The sequence below is a fragment of the Novosphingobium sp. genome, assembly GCF_965229225.1.
GTDB lineage: Bacteria > Pseudomonadota > Alphaproteobacteria > Sphingomonadales > Sphingomonadaceae > Novosphingobium.
In genome coordinates this window covers 383,178-397,956 of record NZ_OZ245867.1, presented here as the reverse complement: position 1 = coordinate 397,956, position 14,779 = coordinate 383,178, and the positions used below count along the sequence as shown (strand labels likewise).

At 64.4% G+C, this 14,779-nt stretch carries 14 protein-coding genes and 1 pseudogene; 8 read left to right on the top strand and 7 right to left on the bottom strand.

The window, feature by feature from the left end:
* Positions 1–500: 500 nt before the first annotated feature.
* The 4 genes from ACO06X_RS01525 to ACO06X_RS01510 form a co-directional block, all read right to left on the bottom strand.
* A complete protein-coding gene (locus ACO06X_RS01525; RefSeq protein WP_421838259.1) occupies positions 501–1,133 on the bottom strand; it encodes a DJ-1/PfpI family protein in 633 nt (210 codons plus the stop codon).
* Positions 1,134–1,175: 42 nt separating this feature from the next.
* On the bottom strand, positions 1,176–2,195 hold the full coding sequence (locus ACO06X_RS01520; protein ID WP_421838258.1) for a zinc-dependent alcohol dehydrogenase family protein: 1,020 nt from the start codon (positions 2,193–2,195) through the stop codon (positions 1,176–1,178).
* Between the two features lie 27 nt (positions 2,196–2,222).
* A complete protein-coding gene (locus ACO06X_RS01515; protein WP_421838257.1) occupies positions 2,223–4,292 on the bottom strand; it encodes a pyridoxamine 5'-phosphate oxidase family protein in 2,070 nt (689 codons plus the stop codon).
* A 64-nt stretch (positions 4,293–4,356) separates the two neighbouring features.
* On the bottom strand, positions 4,357–4,968 hold the full coding sequence (locus tag ACO06X_RS01510; RefSeq protein ID WP_421838256.1) for a glutathione S-transferase family protein: 612 nt from the start codon (positions 4,966–4,968) through the stop codon (positions 4,357–4,359).
* Positions 4,969–5,348: 380 nt separating this feature from the next.
* Between ACO06X_RS01510 and ACO06X_RS01505 the strand changes: the two genes are divergently transcribed.
* The 5 genes from ACO06X_RS01505 (at position 5,349) to ACO06X_RS01485 (ending at position 7,321) form a co-directional block, all read left to right on the top strand.
* Positions 5,349–5,933: an outer membrane protein gene (locus tag ACO06X_RS01505; protein WP_421838255.1), complete on the top strand. Its 585-nt coding sequence runs from the start codon at positions 5,349–5,351 to the stop codon at positions 5,931–5,933.
* A gap of 93 nt (positions 5,934–6,026) precedes the next feature.
* Positions 6,027–6,230: a hypothetical protein gene (locus ACO06X_RS01500; RefSeq protein ID WP_421838254.1), complete on the top strand. Its 204-nt coding sequence runs from the start codon at positions 6,027–6,029 to the stop codon at positions 6,228–6,230.
* Positions 6,223–6,549: a hypothetical protein gene (locus tag ACO06X_RS01495; protein ID WP_421838253.1), complete on the top strand. Its 327-nt coding sequence runs from the start codon at positions 6,223–6,225 to the stop codon at positions 6,547–6,549. Before ACO06X_RS01500 ends, ACO06X_RS01495 begins: the two co-directional genes overlap by 8 nt.
* Positions 6,546–6,680: a hypothetical protein gene (locus ACO06X_RS01490; protein ID WP_421838252.1), complete on the top strand. Its 135-nt coding sequence runs from the start codon at positions 6,546–6,548 to the stop codon at positions 6,678–6,680. The genes ACO06X_RS01495 and ACO06X_RS01490 overlap by 4 nt, the downstream gene beginning before the upstream one ends.
* A 26-nt stretch (positions 6,681–6,706) precedes the next feature.
* The gene (locus ACO06X_RS01485) at positions 6,707–7,321 is read left to right on the top strand and encodes a glutathione S-transferase family protein (RefSeq protein WP_421838251.1); all 615 of its coding nucleotides are present in this window, start codon (positions 6,707–6,709) and stop codon (positions 7,319–7,321) included.
* Here the strand turns inward: ACO06X_RS01485 and ACO06X_RS01480 are convergent.
* Positions 7,321–7,434 (bottom strand): annotated as a pseudogene (locus ACO06X_RS01480) (succinyl-CoA--3-ketoacid-CoA transferase); the annotation flags it as partial. The gene ACO06X_RS01485 and the pseudogene ACO06X_RS01480 sit on opposite strands and share 1 nt — an antisense overlap.
* Before the next feature lie 226 nt (positions 7,435–7,660).
* Here ACO06X_RS01480 and ACO06X_RS01475 point away from each other — a divergent pair.
* The 3 genes from ACO06X_RS01475 to ACO06X_RS01465 all read left to right on the top strand — a co-directional run bounded on the left by ACO06X_RS01475 (position 7,661) and on the right by ACO06X_RS01465 (position 13,703).
* Positions 7,661–9,967 (top strand): TonB-dependent receptor, encoded by a 2,307-nt coding sequence (locus tag ACO06X_RS01475; protein WP_421838250.1) that lies wholly within the window; start codon positions 7,661–7,663, stop codon positions 9,965–9,967.
* Between the two features lie 80 nt (positions 9,968–10,047).
* Entirely contained in the window at positions 10,048–11,754 is a 1,707-nt protein-coding gene (locus ACO06X_RS01470; RefSeq protein ID WP_421838249.1) for an amidohydrolase, read from the top strand.
* A gap of 5 nt (positions 11,755–11,759) precedes the next feature.
* Positions 11,760–13,703, top strand: coding sequence for a pyrroloquinoline quinone-dependent dehydrogenase (locus tag ACO06X_RS01465; protein ID WP_421838248.1), 1,944 nt, complete (start codon positions 11,760–11,762; stop codon positions 13,701–13,703).
* Here ACO06X_RS01465 and ACO06X_RS01460 read toward each other — a convergent pair.
* Together ACO06X_RS01460 and ACO06X_RS01455 are read right to left on the bottom strand one after the other, a co-directional pair.
* Complete coding sequence (locus tag ACO06X_RS01460; RefSeq protein ID WP_421839830.1) at positions 13,669–13,893, bottom strand: helix-turn-helix domain-containing protein; 225 nt, start codon at positions 13,891–13,893, stop codon at positions 13,669–13,671. The genes ACO06X_RS01465 and ACO06X_RS01460 overlap by 35 nt on opposite strands.
* Before the next feature lie 3 nt (positions 13,894–13,896).
* On the bottom strand, positions 13,897–14,769 hold the full coding sequence (locus ACO06X_RS01455) for an AraC family transcriptional regulator ligand-binding domain-containing protein (protein ID WP_421838247.1): 873 nt from the start codon (positions 14,767–14,769) through the stop codon (positions 13,897–13,899).
* Positions 14,770–14,779 lie beyond the last annotated feature (10 nt).

The window sequence follows — 14,779 nt, the reverse complement described above, 5'->3', positions numbered from 1 at the left end:
ATGGCACAAGAAAGACCGGGCGGGGCAAAAGGGGGAGTGACCCCGCCCGGTCAGCATGCGGATGGTCTCGGGTGGAGGCATCCGGGTGGGGTTATCAGGATGGGAGTGGGACTCTGATAACGCTTGAAATCTAGGCCAAGGCTGATGGGCCGAGAACCGCAGAAAGGCGAAAGGGACTATTGCGCAGCGCGCAATGCCGCGAGCTCGGGCTCCAGGAGCACAATCCTCCAGTCGCGTTCGTCAATCGCTTCACGCACGGCATCGGCATGGAACATCTGCGGGACGCGCTGCTGTCAGTTCGTGTCCCACGCCTCGATATATATGGCTGCCCCTCCTTGCTCGCGGAAGCGAGATGGAAGCTGCAGACTTTGGCGATGAAAGCGGTGAGCCCGTGATCGATCGACTGACCCATCTCCATGGTCTGATAGAACGCGCGCGATCCCTTGCGCGCGTGCGCGGCCTTCACAGCGGGCGTGAACGCGACGTCATCGGGCACTGGGTCATGCTGTGGGAACTTGCGGCGTCATCTGCCAGATGGCATCGGGGCGCGGCACGCGCATCAAGGTGCGGATCTGATCGGCTACCTGCTTCGAGGTCAGCTGGCGCAGCAGAGCGAAAGCCACTTCGACCCCGGTGCCGGGCCCGGTTGATGTCAGCAGCTTGCCATCGATGACAATCGCCTGATCAACGAACTGCGCCCCATAGGCTTCAAGCTGGGCTTTGCGCTGGCCGCCCACCTGATGGTAGGTGGTCGCGCGCCTGCCCTGCAAAACCCCCGCCGCGCCGAGCGCGAGCGATGCCACGCAAACCGAAGCCACCGGCTTCTCGCGCGCTTCGAAATGGCGGATGACCGCAAGGAAGGGTTCAGACAGGGCGTCCTCGTAAAACCCGGCACTGGCAAAGCCGCCCGGCACGGCCAGTGCATCGAAGGTATCGAGATCGAGATCGGCAACCAGAGCATCGGGCACGACCGAAAAGCCGAACGTGGCGCGAAGGCATGGCCGCAAACCGGCCGAGACCAGTTCGATCGGTTCATCGCCATCGATGTTCGCCCAGCCCAGAACATCGGTAAATCCGGCGGCTTCTAGCGGTTCGAAGCCTTCGGCAAGCAGCAGCAATACACGTTTGGACATCGTCATGGTTCCCGGCAATTGAGGTCGCGGCGTCGGAAGCGGTCAGCGATCGAAAGTGATCGCAATCTTGCCAAAGTGGCCAGCACCGCGAAGCTGCTCGTAGGCAAGCGGTGCTTCATCGAACGCGAATACCTGATCGACGATGGGATGGATTGCGTGTTCGGCAATGAATGCGTTCAGCCGCGCATAGTGCTCGACCGATCCGACACAGATACCGTTTATGCTGGCGTTCTTGAATTGCAGCGGCGTCAGATTGGGCTGCGCGCCGAAGCCGGAGAGCACCCCGATCTGGGCAATCTTCCCGCCGGGCGCGATGGCGGCAATCGAGCGGTCGTAGGTATCCGGCCCGCCGAGTTCGAGGATATGATCCACACCGTGGCCGCCAGTCAGCGCCATCGCTGCCTGATCCCAATCAGGCTGGTTTTTGTAGTTGATCGTTTTCCAAGCGCCAAGGGCCGCCGCCCGTTCGAGTTTGGCATCGGACGACGAGGTGACAATGACCCGGGCTCCTTGCGCCGCAGCGAGTTGCAGACCAAACAGCGCAACACCGCCAGTGCCTTGCACCAGCACGGTTTCGCCAGCGGTCAGTTTGCCGCGTTCGAACAGCGCGTGCCATGCCGTCACGCCCGCACAGGGCAAGGTGGCGGCCTCGACAAAGCTCAGATGATCGGGAATGGCGACCGCTGCGGCTTGATCGATCACGAGATATTCGCACAGCACACCGTCGGTCTGGCCGCCGCCCAGTGCGTTCGACAGATGCACTGGCGAGAATGCGCCGCCGAGCCACGCCGGGAAGAAATTGGGGCTGACGCGGTCGCCGATTTTCCACCTGGTCACTGACGATCCGATCGCGATGACCTCACCAGCGGCATCCGACAGGGGCGTCAGGCCGTCGCGCGTCCCGCCTGCATCGCCCATCGTCAGCAAATCGCGGTAGTTGAGGCTGGCCGCCCGAATCTTGATCAGAATGCTGTTGGGGGCAAGATCCGGGACGGTCTTGGTTGCCTGGGCCAGTGAGAGCGACGAACCGTCTTGGCTAAGGGCATAGTGGCGGGAGAGCATGATGTTTCCAATCACGTTTGAGGGGGACTATAAGTCGAGGATCAATCGGTCACCGCCGCCTGCGGCAACGGCGGCGGGAACCGCGCAGCAGATCAGCGCGTGATCGGCGGCGATCTTGGCGGATGGCCGCGATGCATAGGTCACCTTGCCGGCCAGCACTTTGACGGCACAGGTTCCGCAACTGCCGCCGCGGCAGCTGTAATCGGGGGTCAGGCCGCGCGCTTCAGCGAGATCGAGCAAGGTCCCGGCAGCGGCATCCCAGCGTGCTTCCTTGCCCGATTTGGCGAAGGCCACTGGCACTGGCACCTCGGCAACGGGGGGCAAGCTAGCGGCCCCTTCAGGCTCGCGGCGCTTGAGCGAGGCCGGACCGAAGGCTTCAGCATGGATCCGTGCATCGGTAACGCCAAGGTCGCTGAGCTGATCGTACAGACCCTGCATGAAGGGCGGGGGGCCGCACATGTAGAAATCATAGGCGTCGAACGGCAGGGTCTGCCGGAACAGCTCGGCACTGATGCGTCCCTCGCCATCAAAGTCGATGCCAGGCCGTGCGCCTTCGGTCAGCTCTAGCAGCCGGACGACCCGCACCGCGCCACCCGCCTGCGCCTCCAGCGCGGCAATTTCCTGATCGAAGGCCCGCTCGGCAAGCGACCGCGCGGCGATGAACAGGAAGGTCGGCCGGACCCTGCGCTTGCGCAACCCCTCGAAGACAATGCTGCGGAGCATCGCCAGCATCGGCGTGATCCCGACACCTGCGGCCAGCAGGACCGCAGGGCGCGCTTCGAGCGGATCGATGACAAACTCGCCCGCTGGCGCGCGCGCTTCGATCAGGTCACCAACTGCGAGATCATCGTGCAGGTGGTTCGAGACCAGCCCTTGCCGCTTCACGCTGATGCGGTAAGCGCCATCGGACGGCGCGGTTGATAGCGTATATGTCCGCAGCACCGGTTGGGCGCTGCCATCAGGACGCACGCGGATTGGCAGATGCTGGCCTGCTTCATGCGCCACGATGCCCTTGCCGTCGGCGGGTTCGAGGTAGAACGAGCGAATGACGCTGCTCTCATCAACGATCCGCGCAATCCGGAACGGACGCCAGGAGTTGCGGAGCTGTTCCGCCGCGATCCGGTCCGCCGCCTGCCGCCAATCGCCCGTCATCAGGCTGTTGGGCGACCACCCATCGGCCTGCATGGCAAAGCGTAGCGGCAAGGCTGCCGGTCGCAGCACGATCTTGCGCGGGCGGAACACCCAAAGACGTTCGGCGCCTTGAAAGGCGGCAATTTCGGCCGATTCGAGCACCACTTCGGCATCGCCGGTCAGGTGCAGCATGTCGCCGGTTGCGAAATCGGGGAAGACGAGGCCCGCCTTGGGATTCAGCAGGAAATTGCCGAATGTGTTGAAATGGAGGTTCCCGGCAAAGTCCGGAATGGTCAACGAGCCATCGTCGTTGATCCGCACGAAGCCCGCCTTGCCGCCGCGGTGCGAAGCATCGACATGGCGGCCTTGCGCATCATCGACATAGGACGAGACGAAGAACGTATCGGCGGCACTGATCATCGCCCGCACGTGCGGATCATCGATGCCCAGGCTCTGCGCAGCGGGCACGGTGGCAAAGTCGTCTGGTTCGCGCACGAAGGTGAAGTCGCGCAGCTGGATATACTGCGGACAGTTGCCGAAGGCGTGTTCAACCGCGATGGCGAAGCCTCGATCGGTCTGCTGCTGCAGCGTGCCGTTCATTCGGTTCCGCCGCCGGGTGTGCAGTTCGATGCCGAGCAAGCCCACCGCAGCGCCATCGGCAAGCGATGCCGTGGCCGGGTCCTGCGGGTCGGGATGCGCTGAGAAATCGAGGTGATGCGGATCCGGGCTCGTCATGAAGCCGGGTCGGCCGCTCAACAGCGTAACCCAGGCATCGCCAGATAAATCGACCGAGCCGAGCACGACAAAGGGGAGCTGGGGGTAGAAGTTGCGGTGTTGGTCCGGCATATAATCGCGGATCACCCGCCGACCGAATTTCTCCATCCGCTCCGCCACACCAACCGTCTTTTGCAGCGCAACTTCGCCCGCGTGAAACGGTGATGGTTTGTGAGGTTGTGGCTGTGTCATCGCTCGGCTCCCCAGTTGTGCAATGCCCCGGGGCCACCCTGCGGCGGCCCCGGCAGCGGATCGATCAGGCGTTGAGGCCAACGGGGTTCTTGGCGAATTCAACGAAGCCGGAGAGCGCTTCGATACGGGCAAGCCAAGAGTTGACGTTGGCGTAGGAGGAAAGGTCGACATTCCCCTCGGGCGCACTGGCGATGTAGCTGTAGAGCGCGACGTCAGCGATGGTCGGGTGGTCAGCAGCGATCCAGTCGCGGCCTTCGAGCTCAGCTTCGATCAGCGCGAGGATCGCATGGGCGCGGGCGATCACTTCTTCAGGATTGAACCCGGCCTTGAAGATGGTGACGAGGCGAGCGGCGCCCGGGCCAAACGCGATCTGGCCGGCAGCAACCGAAAGCCAGCGCTGAACCTTGGCGCTGCCGATCGGATCTGATGGCAGCCAGTCGGTGCGGCCGAACTTCTTGGCGGCATAGACCATGATGGCATTGGAATCGGAAATGAACTCGCCGCCGTCTTCCAGCAGCGGCACCTGGCCGAAGCGGTTCTTGGCCAGATACTCCGGCGACTTGTGCTCGCCCTTGGCGAGATCGACCGTAACGATCTCAACATCCGCGCCAATCAGCGAGAGGAACAGCCGCGCACGGTGGGCGTGACCGGAAATGGGGTGGGAATAGAGTTTCATGATCGTGTCCTTTGGCAAGAGCAGGTGCCGGACGGGTCATCCGTCGAACCACCAGATGCGCTTGCTCGGGCGAGATCAGAACGCCTGAAATGTGCAAGTCATTATTCCGGAAAATGCATTTATCGGCTGCACAGGTCGCTATTTGGCGCTGTGAGCATAAGTGAGGTTGCGGATTCAGCTGGGAGCGAACCAGGCGATCAGGCAATTCATTCCGATAATCGGAACATTATCTTCCAGATTAGGCCAATTATCACTTCATCGCAGCGCGCCTATCTCCGGCTCACCCCAAACCGGAATCCAACTGGAGAGTTAACATGAAGTCCCACCGTATTTTGCCCCTCGTGATTTCACCCCTCGTGATTTCGCCCCTTGTGATGTCGATGGCCCTTGTTGCGGCGCTTGGATCAGCAGCCGCCCCTGCCCACGCCGAAACCTATAACGGCCCCTATGTCGGCGTCACCGCTGGCTATGACCGCAGCGAGATCGCAGGCCGCATCGAGGCGCGGCCCATCACTGATGCAGTCTCGCGCGATGCGCTCGTGCTTGGTGGCTATGCCGGCTACAACGTCAAGGCGACTGATCGGATCGTCGTCGGTGCCGAAGCCGGTTTCAGCGCGACCATCGATGACCGGACCAGCGCCACGTCTGCGGGACGGTCGCTGACAGTCGACCCGCGCTACAGCTTCGATCTCTCCGCACGCGCAGGCTATCTCGTCACGCCCAAGGCGCTGGTCTATGTTCGCGGCGGCTATGCCAACAACCGCGTCCGCACCACCCTGGCTACGACAGGCGGCCCAACAACCTTGTCGTCCAATCTCGACGGCTGGCAAGTCGGCGGTGGTCTCGAATATGCGATCACGGATCACATTTCGGCTCGCGCCGAATACCGGTTCAGCGACCTCGGCAGCCGTGGCGGAAAATTTGATCGCCATCAGACGCTTGTCGGCGTGAGCTACAATTTCTGACGCTCCCCGCAGCGCCCTCCCATCGCTAACCTCCTGTCTGCAATGGCAACCGGCCTGCCGGCGTGCCCTTGCAGACGGGGCCGGAAAACAATCATGTCCAAGATGACCCTTGCGATCCCCAACGCCCCTTACTCGGAATGGCTGCTACGCTGGCAAACGACCGTGATCGTCGCTCTTGCCGGAGGTTCGCTCATCGCTGCTCTTTGCAACATCGGCGCGCTGATGACCCTTTCGATTGCGCGGTCCGCTGTGTTGCGGCCGACGGCGGCGCGATGCTGGGCTGAACATCATGGTTGAGCGCCTTCATGCACGCGTCGCTGCGCAGTTGAAGCTGGCAATGCTTGGTGATTGCGGCTGCGACAAGACGCTGAGCAAGCTTGAACGCGAAGCCCGGCTATCAGGTCTGACTGGTGCGGAGATCGATGCCGCAATCGGCGGGCGCAGCTTCGAGGCCCGAACGGCGGCGGCCATCGCCTATGCTTGTGCCTTGAAAGCGGGCGAGCCCGAAATGGTCTTGAAGACCCGCACCTGCGCACTTCAATTCGGCGTAACAGAGGATGAACTGGCCGTAATTGGTGCAAGGGCGAGGCAGATTCTAGCTTCGAGGAAGTTGTGATTTATCTCCTTGCTCGCCTGTTCCGATCGAACCGGCCCGCATCGGGCATGGGCAATGATGCGCTTGGCGAACTTCTGCGCGGGTCAGACTACGGCGACGTGGTGCCCGAAGCGCTGTTGCAGATCCTGTAATCACAACCCAGGTCAGGGGTCTTCCGATGATTGAAGTTTTCACCGCCAACACGCCCAATGGCATCAAGGTGCCGATTGCGCTTGAGGAGCTTGGCGTTCCGTATGAACTCAAGACAATCGCACTTGGTTCGGGCGAACTGCGTTCCGCCGAGTACCTCCGGATCAATCCCAATGCGAAAGTGCCAGCGATCCGGCACCGGGACGGCACAGCTGCTCCCGTAACGGTCTTTGAATCGGGCGCCATCCTCCTTTATCTCGCGCAGGGCTTCGGCGGCCTGCTAGGCACTGCGCCGGCAGCGCGCGCACAAACGCTTAGCTGGCTGTTCCTGCAAGCGGCAGGGCTTGGACCTATGATGGGGAACGCAGCGCATTTCCGATCACTGAGAACGCCTGCCCCCTACGCCACCGAAAGGTTCGAAGGCGAGGCTGGCCGGCATCTCGGGCTGCTTGAAGCACGACTGGGTGAGGTTGAGTGGCTGAACGGCGAGTCCTACTCGGTCGCTGACATCGCCCATTTCTCGTGGGTACGAAGTGCCAATTATGCCGGTTTCGATCTCAAAGACTTTCCCGTCCTGCACGCCTGGGTGAAGAAGATCGAACAGCGACCGGCGACAATCCGCGCATTGGCAAGTTTGGCCTGAACTCGCAAATGGTTGACCCCCGCGACAAGGTCCATAGCCCCACCCATACCCTTCACCATCTTGCCGGGGATCGTCCAGTCGGACAGATCGCCGTTCGCTGCTACCTCCATTGCGCATCTGACTTTGGCTCTGCCTGATCCCGCAGAGCGATCCTGGCAGGCACCTTGGCAAATGTGGCCAACCAGGGGCGAACAGCACTGAAATATACCGAAGCGTGCAGATGCGCCGTGCATTGCCGGTTCCGGTCAATGCCAATCCCTCTCCAGCCCATAGCCTGTTGTGCAGATGGGAATGCGCGTCGCTCAAGGCAGGCGCGGGCCATGACAGGGGAGTTTCGACATGAGCACGAGGCGCAGCGCCAATTTTTTCGCAGCAGGCACGGCGCTTGCCGCGCTGGTCATGGCTGATGCCGCACTGGCGCAGGCAGCGGGGACCGAAGGCGAAACCGCTGCGGAGAGCAGCGGCGAGATCATCGTCACCGCAACCCGCAAGAGCGAAAGCATCAACAAGGTTCCCCTCAGCGTCAGCGCGCTTTCACGCGAAGCGCTCGACAGCCGGGGCATCCGCAACTTCAGCGACGTGATCCGTCAGACTCCGGGCGTCAGCTTCGAGAAGTCGAACACCACGACCAACATCGCGATCCGCGGCGTGAACTCGTCGGTCGGCGCCGCAACCACCGGCATCTATATCGACGATGTGCCGATCCAGATCCGTCAGCTCGGCTATGGCGGCGGCAATGCCTACCCGGTGGTCTTCGATCTCGACCGCGTGGAAGTGCTGCGCGGACCCCAGGGCACGCTGTTTGGCGCCGGATCTGAAGGCGGCACCGTGCGCTTCATCACGCAGCAGCCCAGCCTCGATACCCTCAAGGTCTATGGCCGCGCCGAAGCGAGCGCGACCCAGCACGGCGCGGCAAACGGCGAAGGCGGCGTCTCGGTCAGCGCGCCGCTTGTCGCGGGCAAACTCGGCATCGCGGCCAGCGGCTACTACCGCCGCGACGGCGGCTACGTGGACCGGATCAGCTCGTTCACCAACAAGGTCGTGCAGAAGAACGCCAACTCGACCGACAGCTATGTCGCGCGTGTGGCCCTCACCTGGCAGCCGGTCGACAACGTCAAGATCACGCCTGCCGTGTTCTACCAGAACGTCGAGGCGGCCGACAGCGGCGAGAGCTGGGAGACGTATTCGAACTACGACAAGCACGTGTTCCGGAATGCCAACCAGCTCCCCGAAACCAGCAAGGACCGCTTCACGCTCACCTCGCTCAACGTCAGCGTCGGCCTCGGGGCGGTGGACCTTATCGCGGTCGGCTCCTACTTTGATCGCCGCCAGTCCTTCGTGCAGGACTACACCAACTTCGACCAGACTCTGTTCACCGGCGTCAATGCGCTCCCGTTCTTCCCCGAACAGAACGCTCCGTCAGACTTCGTCGTCGCGCAGAAGAACTGGACCGGCGAGCTTCGCCTGCAATCGAGCAATGCGGCCAGCCCGCTGACCTGGGTGCTCGGCGGGTTCTACTCGCACGCGAAACAAACCTCGATCCAGGTCGTGACCGATCCCTATCTGCCCGTCTACCTGTTCGGCGGCCCTTCGCCGGTCGCGGGCTTCTCGGTCTATGACCAGAACGCGGTTTCGACCGACGAGCAGGCGGCGCTGTTCGGGCAGGTCACCTACAAGCTTACCGACAAGCTCTCGGTGCTTGCGGGCCTGCGCTACAGCCACACCGTGTTCACGATCCGCTCGATCGCGCAGGGCTTCGTGGTTGGCCCGCTGGTCGATGACCGTGGCCGCCAGAGCGAGAACCCGATCACGCCCAAGTTCGGCATCAACTTCCAGGCGACGCCCGATACGCTGCTCTATGCCTCGGCCTCGCGCGGTTTCCGCGTTGGTGGCTATAACCCGCAGGTCGGCACTTTCTGCGGGCCGGAACTGGCCAGCATCGGCTATCCTGGCGGCCGCCCGACCAACTTCAAGTCGGACTCGGTGTGGAGCTACGAGGTCGGCGTGAAGAGCCGGTTCGGCGGGCTCGGCAGCGTGCAGGCGAGCGTCTATCAGATCGACTGGAACGACATCCAGCAGGCCGTCGCGCTCAATAGCTGCGGCTTCCAGTTCACCAACAACCTCGGCAAGGCGCGCAGCCGCGGCTTCGATCTCCAGCTCGAAGTGCGCCCGACCAATCGCCTGACGCTGCAGGCCGAAATCGGCTACGTCGATGCCAAGTTCCGCGATACCGTGTTCGGCGGCCCGACTGCGGCGGCGCCCTTCGTGAGCAAGGGGGATGCCGTGCTCGGCGCGCCGTGGACAGCCTCGTTCCACGCGCAATACGATTTCGACGCGTTCCGCGCGAAGGGCGGCTATATCCGATCCGATTTCGACTACCGCTCGAAGCAGAGCAAGCTGCCGCCCTACCTCAACCCCGGCAACGGCGCGATCGATACCGCGCTCACGCTGCCGCCCGCGGTCGCCTTCTGGTCGGCACGGCTCGGCGTGAAACCGGGTAACTTCGATATCTCGCTTTTCGTCAACAACATCCTCGACAAGTCCACCTGGACCCGGCGCGAGCGGGCATCCAACCCGTTCGAATTCTTCCGCCGGGAAACGCTGCGGCCGCGCACCTTCGGCGTGACGGCGTCCTACCGCTACTGAGGAAAACCGGGCGCGCCGCCTTGCCGGACTGGCTGGCGGCGCAGCCAAATGGCGAAAGCCGAATGGGGGAGAATGCCGGTATGAAGATCTCACGCCACGTCTTTGCGCTCGCCGGGCTTATCGCCGCCGCCTGCGCCCTGCCCCATACCGCACAAGCAGCGCCAAAGCCGGTGCTGCGCTTCATCAATGGCCATATCTACACCCCGCAGGGCTGGCGCAGCGCGATGGACGTGCGCGGCAACCGCATCCTGCGCATCGGCTCGCAGGCGCAGGCAAGGGGCTGGCCGGGCAACGGCGTGAAAGTCATCGACCTCAAGGGACGCACGGTCCTCCCCGGCCTTTACGACATGCACGTCCATCCCGTGCTCCAGGCCAAGGGCGATGAAGGCCGCTGCCGCGTGCCTCAGGATGCCGGCCCGCAGCGCCTGATCGAACTCGTCGCCGCCTGCGTCAAGGCGGCCAAGCCCGGCGAATGGGTCAGCGGCGGCCAGTGGCAGTCCTCGCTGATGACCGGGACGCCGATCACCGCCGCCACGCTCGATGCCGTCTCGCCAGACAATCCGGTCATGCTCTTCGATGTCAGCGGCCACAGCGTCTGGGCCAATTCGCGCGCGCTGGCGCTCGCCGGGATCGGCCCAGGCACGCCCAATCCCGAAGGCGGCATTATCGAGCGTGACAGCGCGGGCAACCCAACGGGCATTCTGCGCGAGACGGCGGGCCGCCTGCTCACCGTCAAGGTTCCGCCGCAGCCGCAGGCGGAAACCGAGCGCCAGCTTTCCGCGCACCTCGCGATGCTCGCCGGTTTCGGTGTCGTCGGCTACGTCGAGGCGATGGCCTACCGCGACGACCTCGAGGTCTATGCGGCGCTGGCAGACAAAGGCGTCCTGAAGCAGCGCGTGCAGGCCTGCATCGCCTATTCCGAATCCGGCCGCCCCAATCCCGCCTTCGAGCAGACGCTCGCAGACCGGGCACAATTCGCCCGCGCCACCTTCAACGCCAATTGCGTCAAGGTCTTCGCGGACGGCGTGCCGACCGAAAGCCATACAGGCGCGATGCTGGCGGATTATCAGGCCGGCCAGCCCAATGCCCCCGCGCGCGGCCTGCTGCTGTTCGATCCGCTGGCCATGGCGAAAAACCTCGCGGCATGGGACAAGCTCGGCGTCACGGTGCTGTTCCACGCCGCGGGAGACCGCGCGGTGCGCGCCTCGCTCGATGCCATCGAGGCAGCGCGCAAGGCCAACGGCATGGGCGGCCCGCTGCATCAGGTCGGCCATTCCACCTTCGTCGATCCCGCCGATCTGCCGCGCTTCAAGGCCCTGCACGCCGCGGTCGAATTCTCGCCCTATCTCTGGGATCCGCAGCCGATCAACGATGATATCACCACCGCCGTCGGTTCCCCGCGCATCGATCGGGTCTGGCCGATCCGCGAAGGCTTCGCCTCGGGCGCGCTGGTCGTTGCCGGGTCGGACTGGGCGGTCGTCCCCTCGCCCAATCCGTGGATCGGCATCGAAACCGCCGTCACCCGCCGCAACCCCGGCGGCGGCGCGCGCAGCTATGGCCTCGCCGAGGCGATCACCTTGCCGCAAGCGATCACCATGTTCACGATCAACGCCGCGCAGCGCATGGGGATCGCCGACAAGGCGGGCTCGCTCGAAGTCGGCAAGTTCGCCGATTTCCTCGTGCTCGACCGCGATCCCCTCGCCATTCCGGTGACCGAGATCCACAAGACCACGGTGCTGGAGACCTGGGTCGGCGGGCAGAAGATCTTCGCGCGGGCCAAGGGCTGAACGCCATGTGGCGGCATCTCGTCAGCGTCGCTCTGCTCGCCGCCACCACTGCCTGCCATCGCAGTCCGGACTTGCCAGCGGTCGCCGCCCAGGCAGATGTCGCGGCCGTCGAGGCCGATGCCGCCGGGTGGCCGAGCTACGGCGGCCAGCCCTCCTCCACCAAGTTCTCCGCGCTTGATCAGATCAACCGCAACAATGTCGCCAGCCTTCGCCGCGTCTGGACCTGGCATTCGGGCGAAGTCTCGGTGGGCACCGAACAGGTCGACGCCACGGTCGGGGAAATGACGCCGATCTACGTCAATGCCCGCCTCTATGGCTGCACGCCGTTTGGCCGCGCTGTCGCGATCGATCCTGCTTCGGGCCGCGAGCTGTGGTCGTTCGATCCGAAGAAGCCGCGCACCGGCAACATGTACCACGAGAACTACTGCCGCGGCGTCGCCTACTGGCAGGCCGATACAGCAGCGGCGCGTGCCCAGCCCTGCGGCAAACGCATTCTCTACGGCGCACAGAACGCCGTGCTCCATGCACTCGATGCCGATACCGGCCGCATCTGCACCGGCTTCGGCCAGAACGGCCGCGTCGACCTCGGCGCGATGGACTACAAGGGCGAAGGCAAGCCCGCGAACACTTCGCCTCCCGCCGTCTGGGGCAATGTGGTGGCCTTGGGCACGGCGGTGCAGGACAACATGTACCGCAATTCGCTGGATGGCATCGTTCGAGCTTTCGACGTGGTGACCGGCAAGCCGCTGTGGACATGGAACCCGATCCCGGACGATATCTCCGCTGTCACCGGCGCGGCCAACGCCTGGGCACCGCTCTCCGTCGATGCCAAGCGGGGCTGGCTGTTCCTCCCCACCGGCAGCGCCAGCTGGGATACGCTCGGCATCAACCGCCTGGACCGCGTCCCCGATGCCAACGCCGTCGTCGCGCTCGACATGCGCACCGGCCGCATGGTGTGGTCGTACCAGACCGTCCACCACGATCTGTGGGACTACGACCTGCCCGCCGCGCCCACTCTCGCCACCATCGACCACGATGGGCGCGCCACCGAAGCGGTGATCCAGGCGAGCAAGACCGGCAATATCTTCGTGATCGACCGCGTTACCGGCAAGCCCCTGTTCCCGGTCGTCGAAAGCCGCGTGCCTGCCAGCGACATGCCGGGAGAGCGCGCCTCCCCCACCCAGCCCATGCCGCTCCTTCCCCATGCTGTCACCTCGCAGCGCCTGCGCCCGGACGACGCCTGGGGCCTGCTCGGCTATGATACGGCAGCCTGCCGCACCCGCATCGCCGGCTTGCGGAATGAGGGCTTGTTCACCCCGCCCAGCGTACGCGGCTCGCTGCTGCACCCCAGCTTTCTCGGCGGCACCAACTGGGGCGGCCTTGCCTATGATCCGGGAAGCGGGCTTGCGGTGGTCAACTCCTCAAATCTCGCCGCTTCGGTTCGCCTCGTCCCGCGCGCCAAGTTCGATGCCAAGCGCGATCTGAAGCCCGGTGTCTCCTACTACGAGATGCAGGGCTCGCCCTATGTCATGCTGCGCGAGGTGCTGATGTCGCCGCTTGGCGTGCCGTGCAATCCGCCGCCGTGGGGCCGCCTCACCGCAATCGACATGAAGACCGGGCAGACCCGCTGGCAAGTCCCTTTCGGCCGCCTCACACTCTCCAGCGGGATCACGTCCCCCGCAGCGTGGGGCGCGCCCAATCAGGGCGGCCCCATCGTCACGCGCGGCGGCCTTGTCTTCATCGGTGCCAGCCTCGATAGCCGCCTGCGCGCCTACGATATCCAGACCGGGCGCGAGCTCTGGCAAGCCTTCGTTCCCGCGCCCGCCACCGCCACCCCGATGACCTTTCGCCACACCGATGGCCGCCAGTATGTCGTCGTCTCCGCCGGAGGACACGGCGGCTTCGGCACCCGGCTCAGCGATGCAATGGTGGCGTTTGCCTTGCGCTGACGTCCCCACCGGCTGCGCGGCGATAGGCCTGCGGGGTCATCCCGAAATGACGGCCGAAGCGGCGGATGAAGCTCGCGCTTTCGGCAAAGCCGACCGACAGGGCGATCTCGGCCACATCCCGGCGACTCTGGCGCAGCAGCCGCGCCGCCGCCTGCATGCGCCGTTCGTTGACGAGATCGCGCCATCGCAGCCCCTACGCGCGCAGCCGCCGGCTCAGCGTCGCCGCCGAAACGCCCATGGTCTCGGCCACTTCCTCGAGCTGCGGCGCGCAGTCGAGCGGACTGGCCTCCAGCGCTTGCACCAGCGCGCCGAACGACGTGCCGCGCCGGGCACTTTCCGCCGCGCGGCGGCGCAGATGCTCCTCCACGATCGGGAAGAGCTCCGGATCGATTACCGGGCTCGTGCACGCAAGAAAGCGCGCCTCGAAGCAAAAGGCATTGGTCTCCTGATCGAAAAACACCGGGCAGCGGAAGAATTCCCGGTAGACCCGCTCGTCGCCCACGCAGGAATGCTCGAAGCGCACTTCGACCAATTCGAACTCGCCGCCGACATAGTTGCGGCACATGTTGTGCATCAGCGCGATCGAGAATTCCGCATCCTGCCGCCGCGATTGCAGCGTCTGGTCGGTGATGAGGTACTCGAACGTGGCAAGGCCCTCATCCGCGCTGAAGCGGTTGCGCACCGCGTCCTGGATCGTCGCGAGATAGGCCGCAAAGCCGGTGAAGGCTGCACGCAGCGACGGCGCGCTGAGGAACAGAAAGCCAAGCGCGCCCAGACTGTTGAGCGCACCCAATCGCCCCGCCTGCAGCCCGAGATAGGGATTGCCCGCCTCGCGCGCCGCGCATTCCAGAAAGCCGAGGAACGCCTCAAGCGGCATGACGGCGCGCGCGTTGTCGAGGTCGTCACGCCGCAGGGCGATGCGCGCCAGCATCGGTTCGGGATCGCAGCCGACGAGGTCGAGGCAATTGACCACGTGGCGCAACACGAGGACCGAGATCGTTGGCTTCAGCATGCCCGCCCGTGTCCCATGCGCAAAGACCCCGCGTTCGCCTCCGGATCGGACCATCCCGCATGGT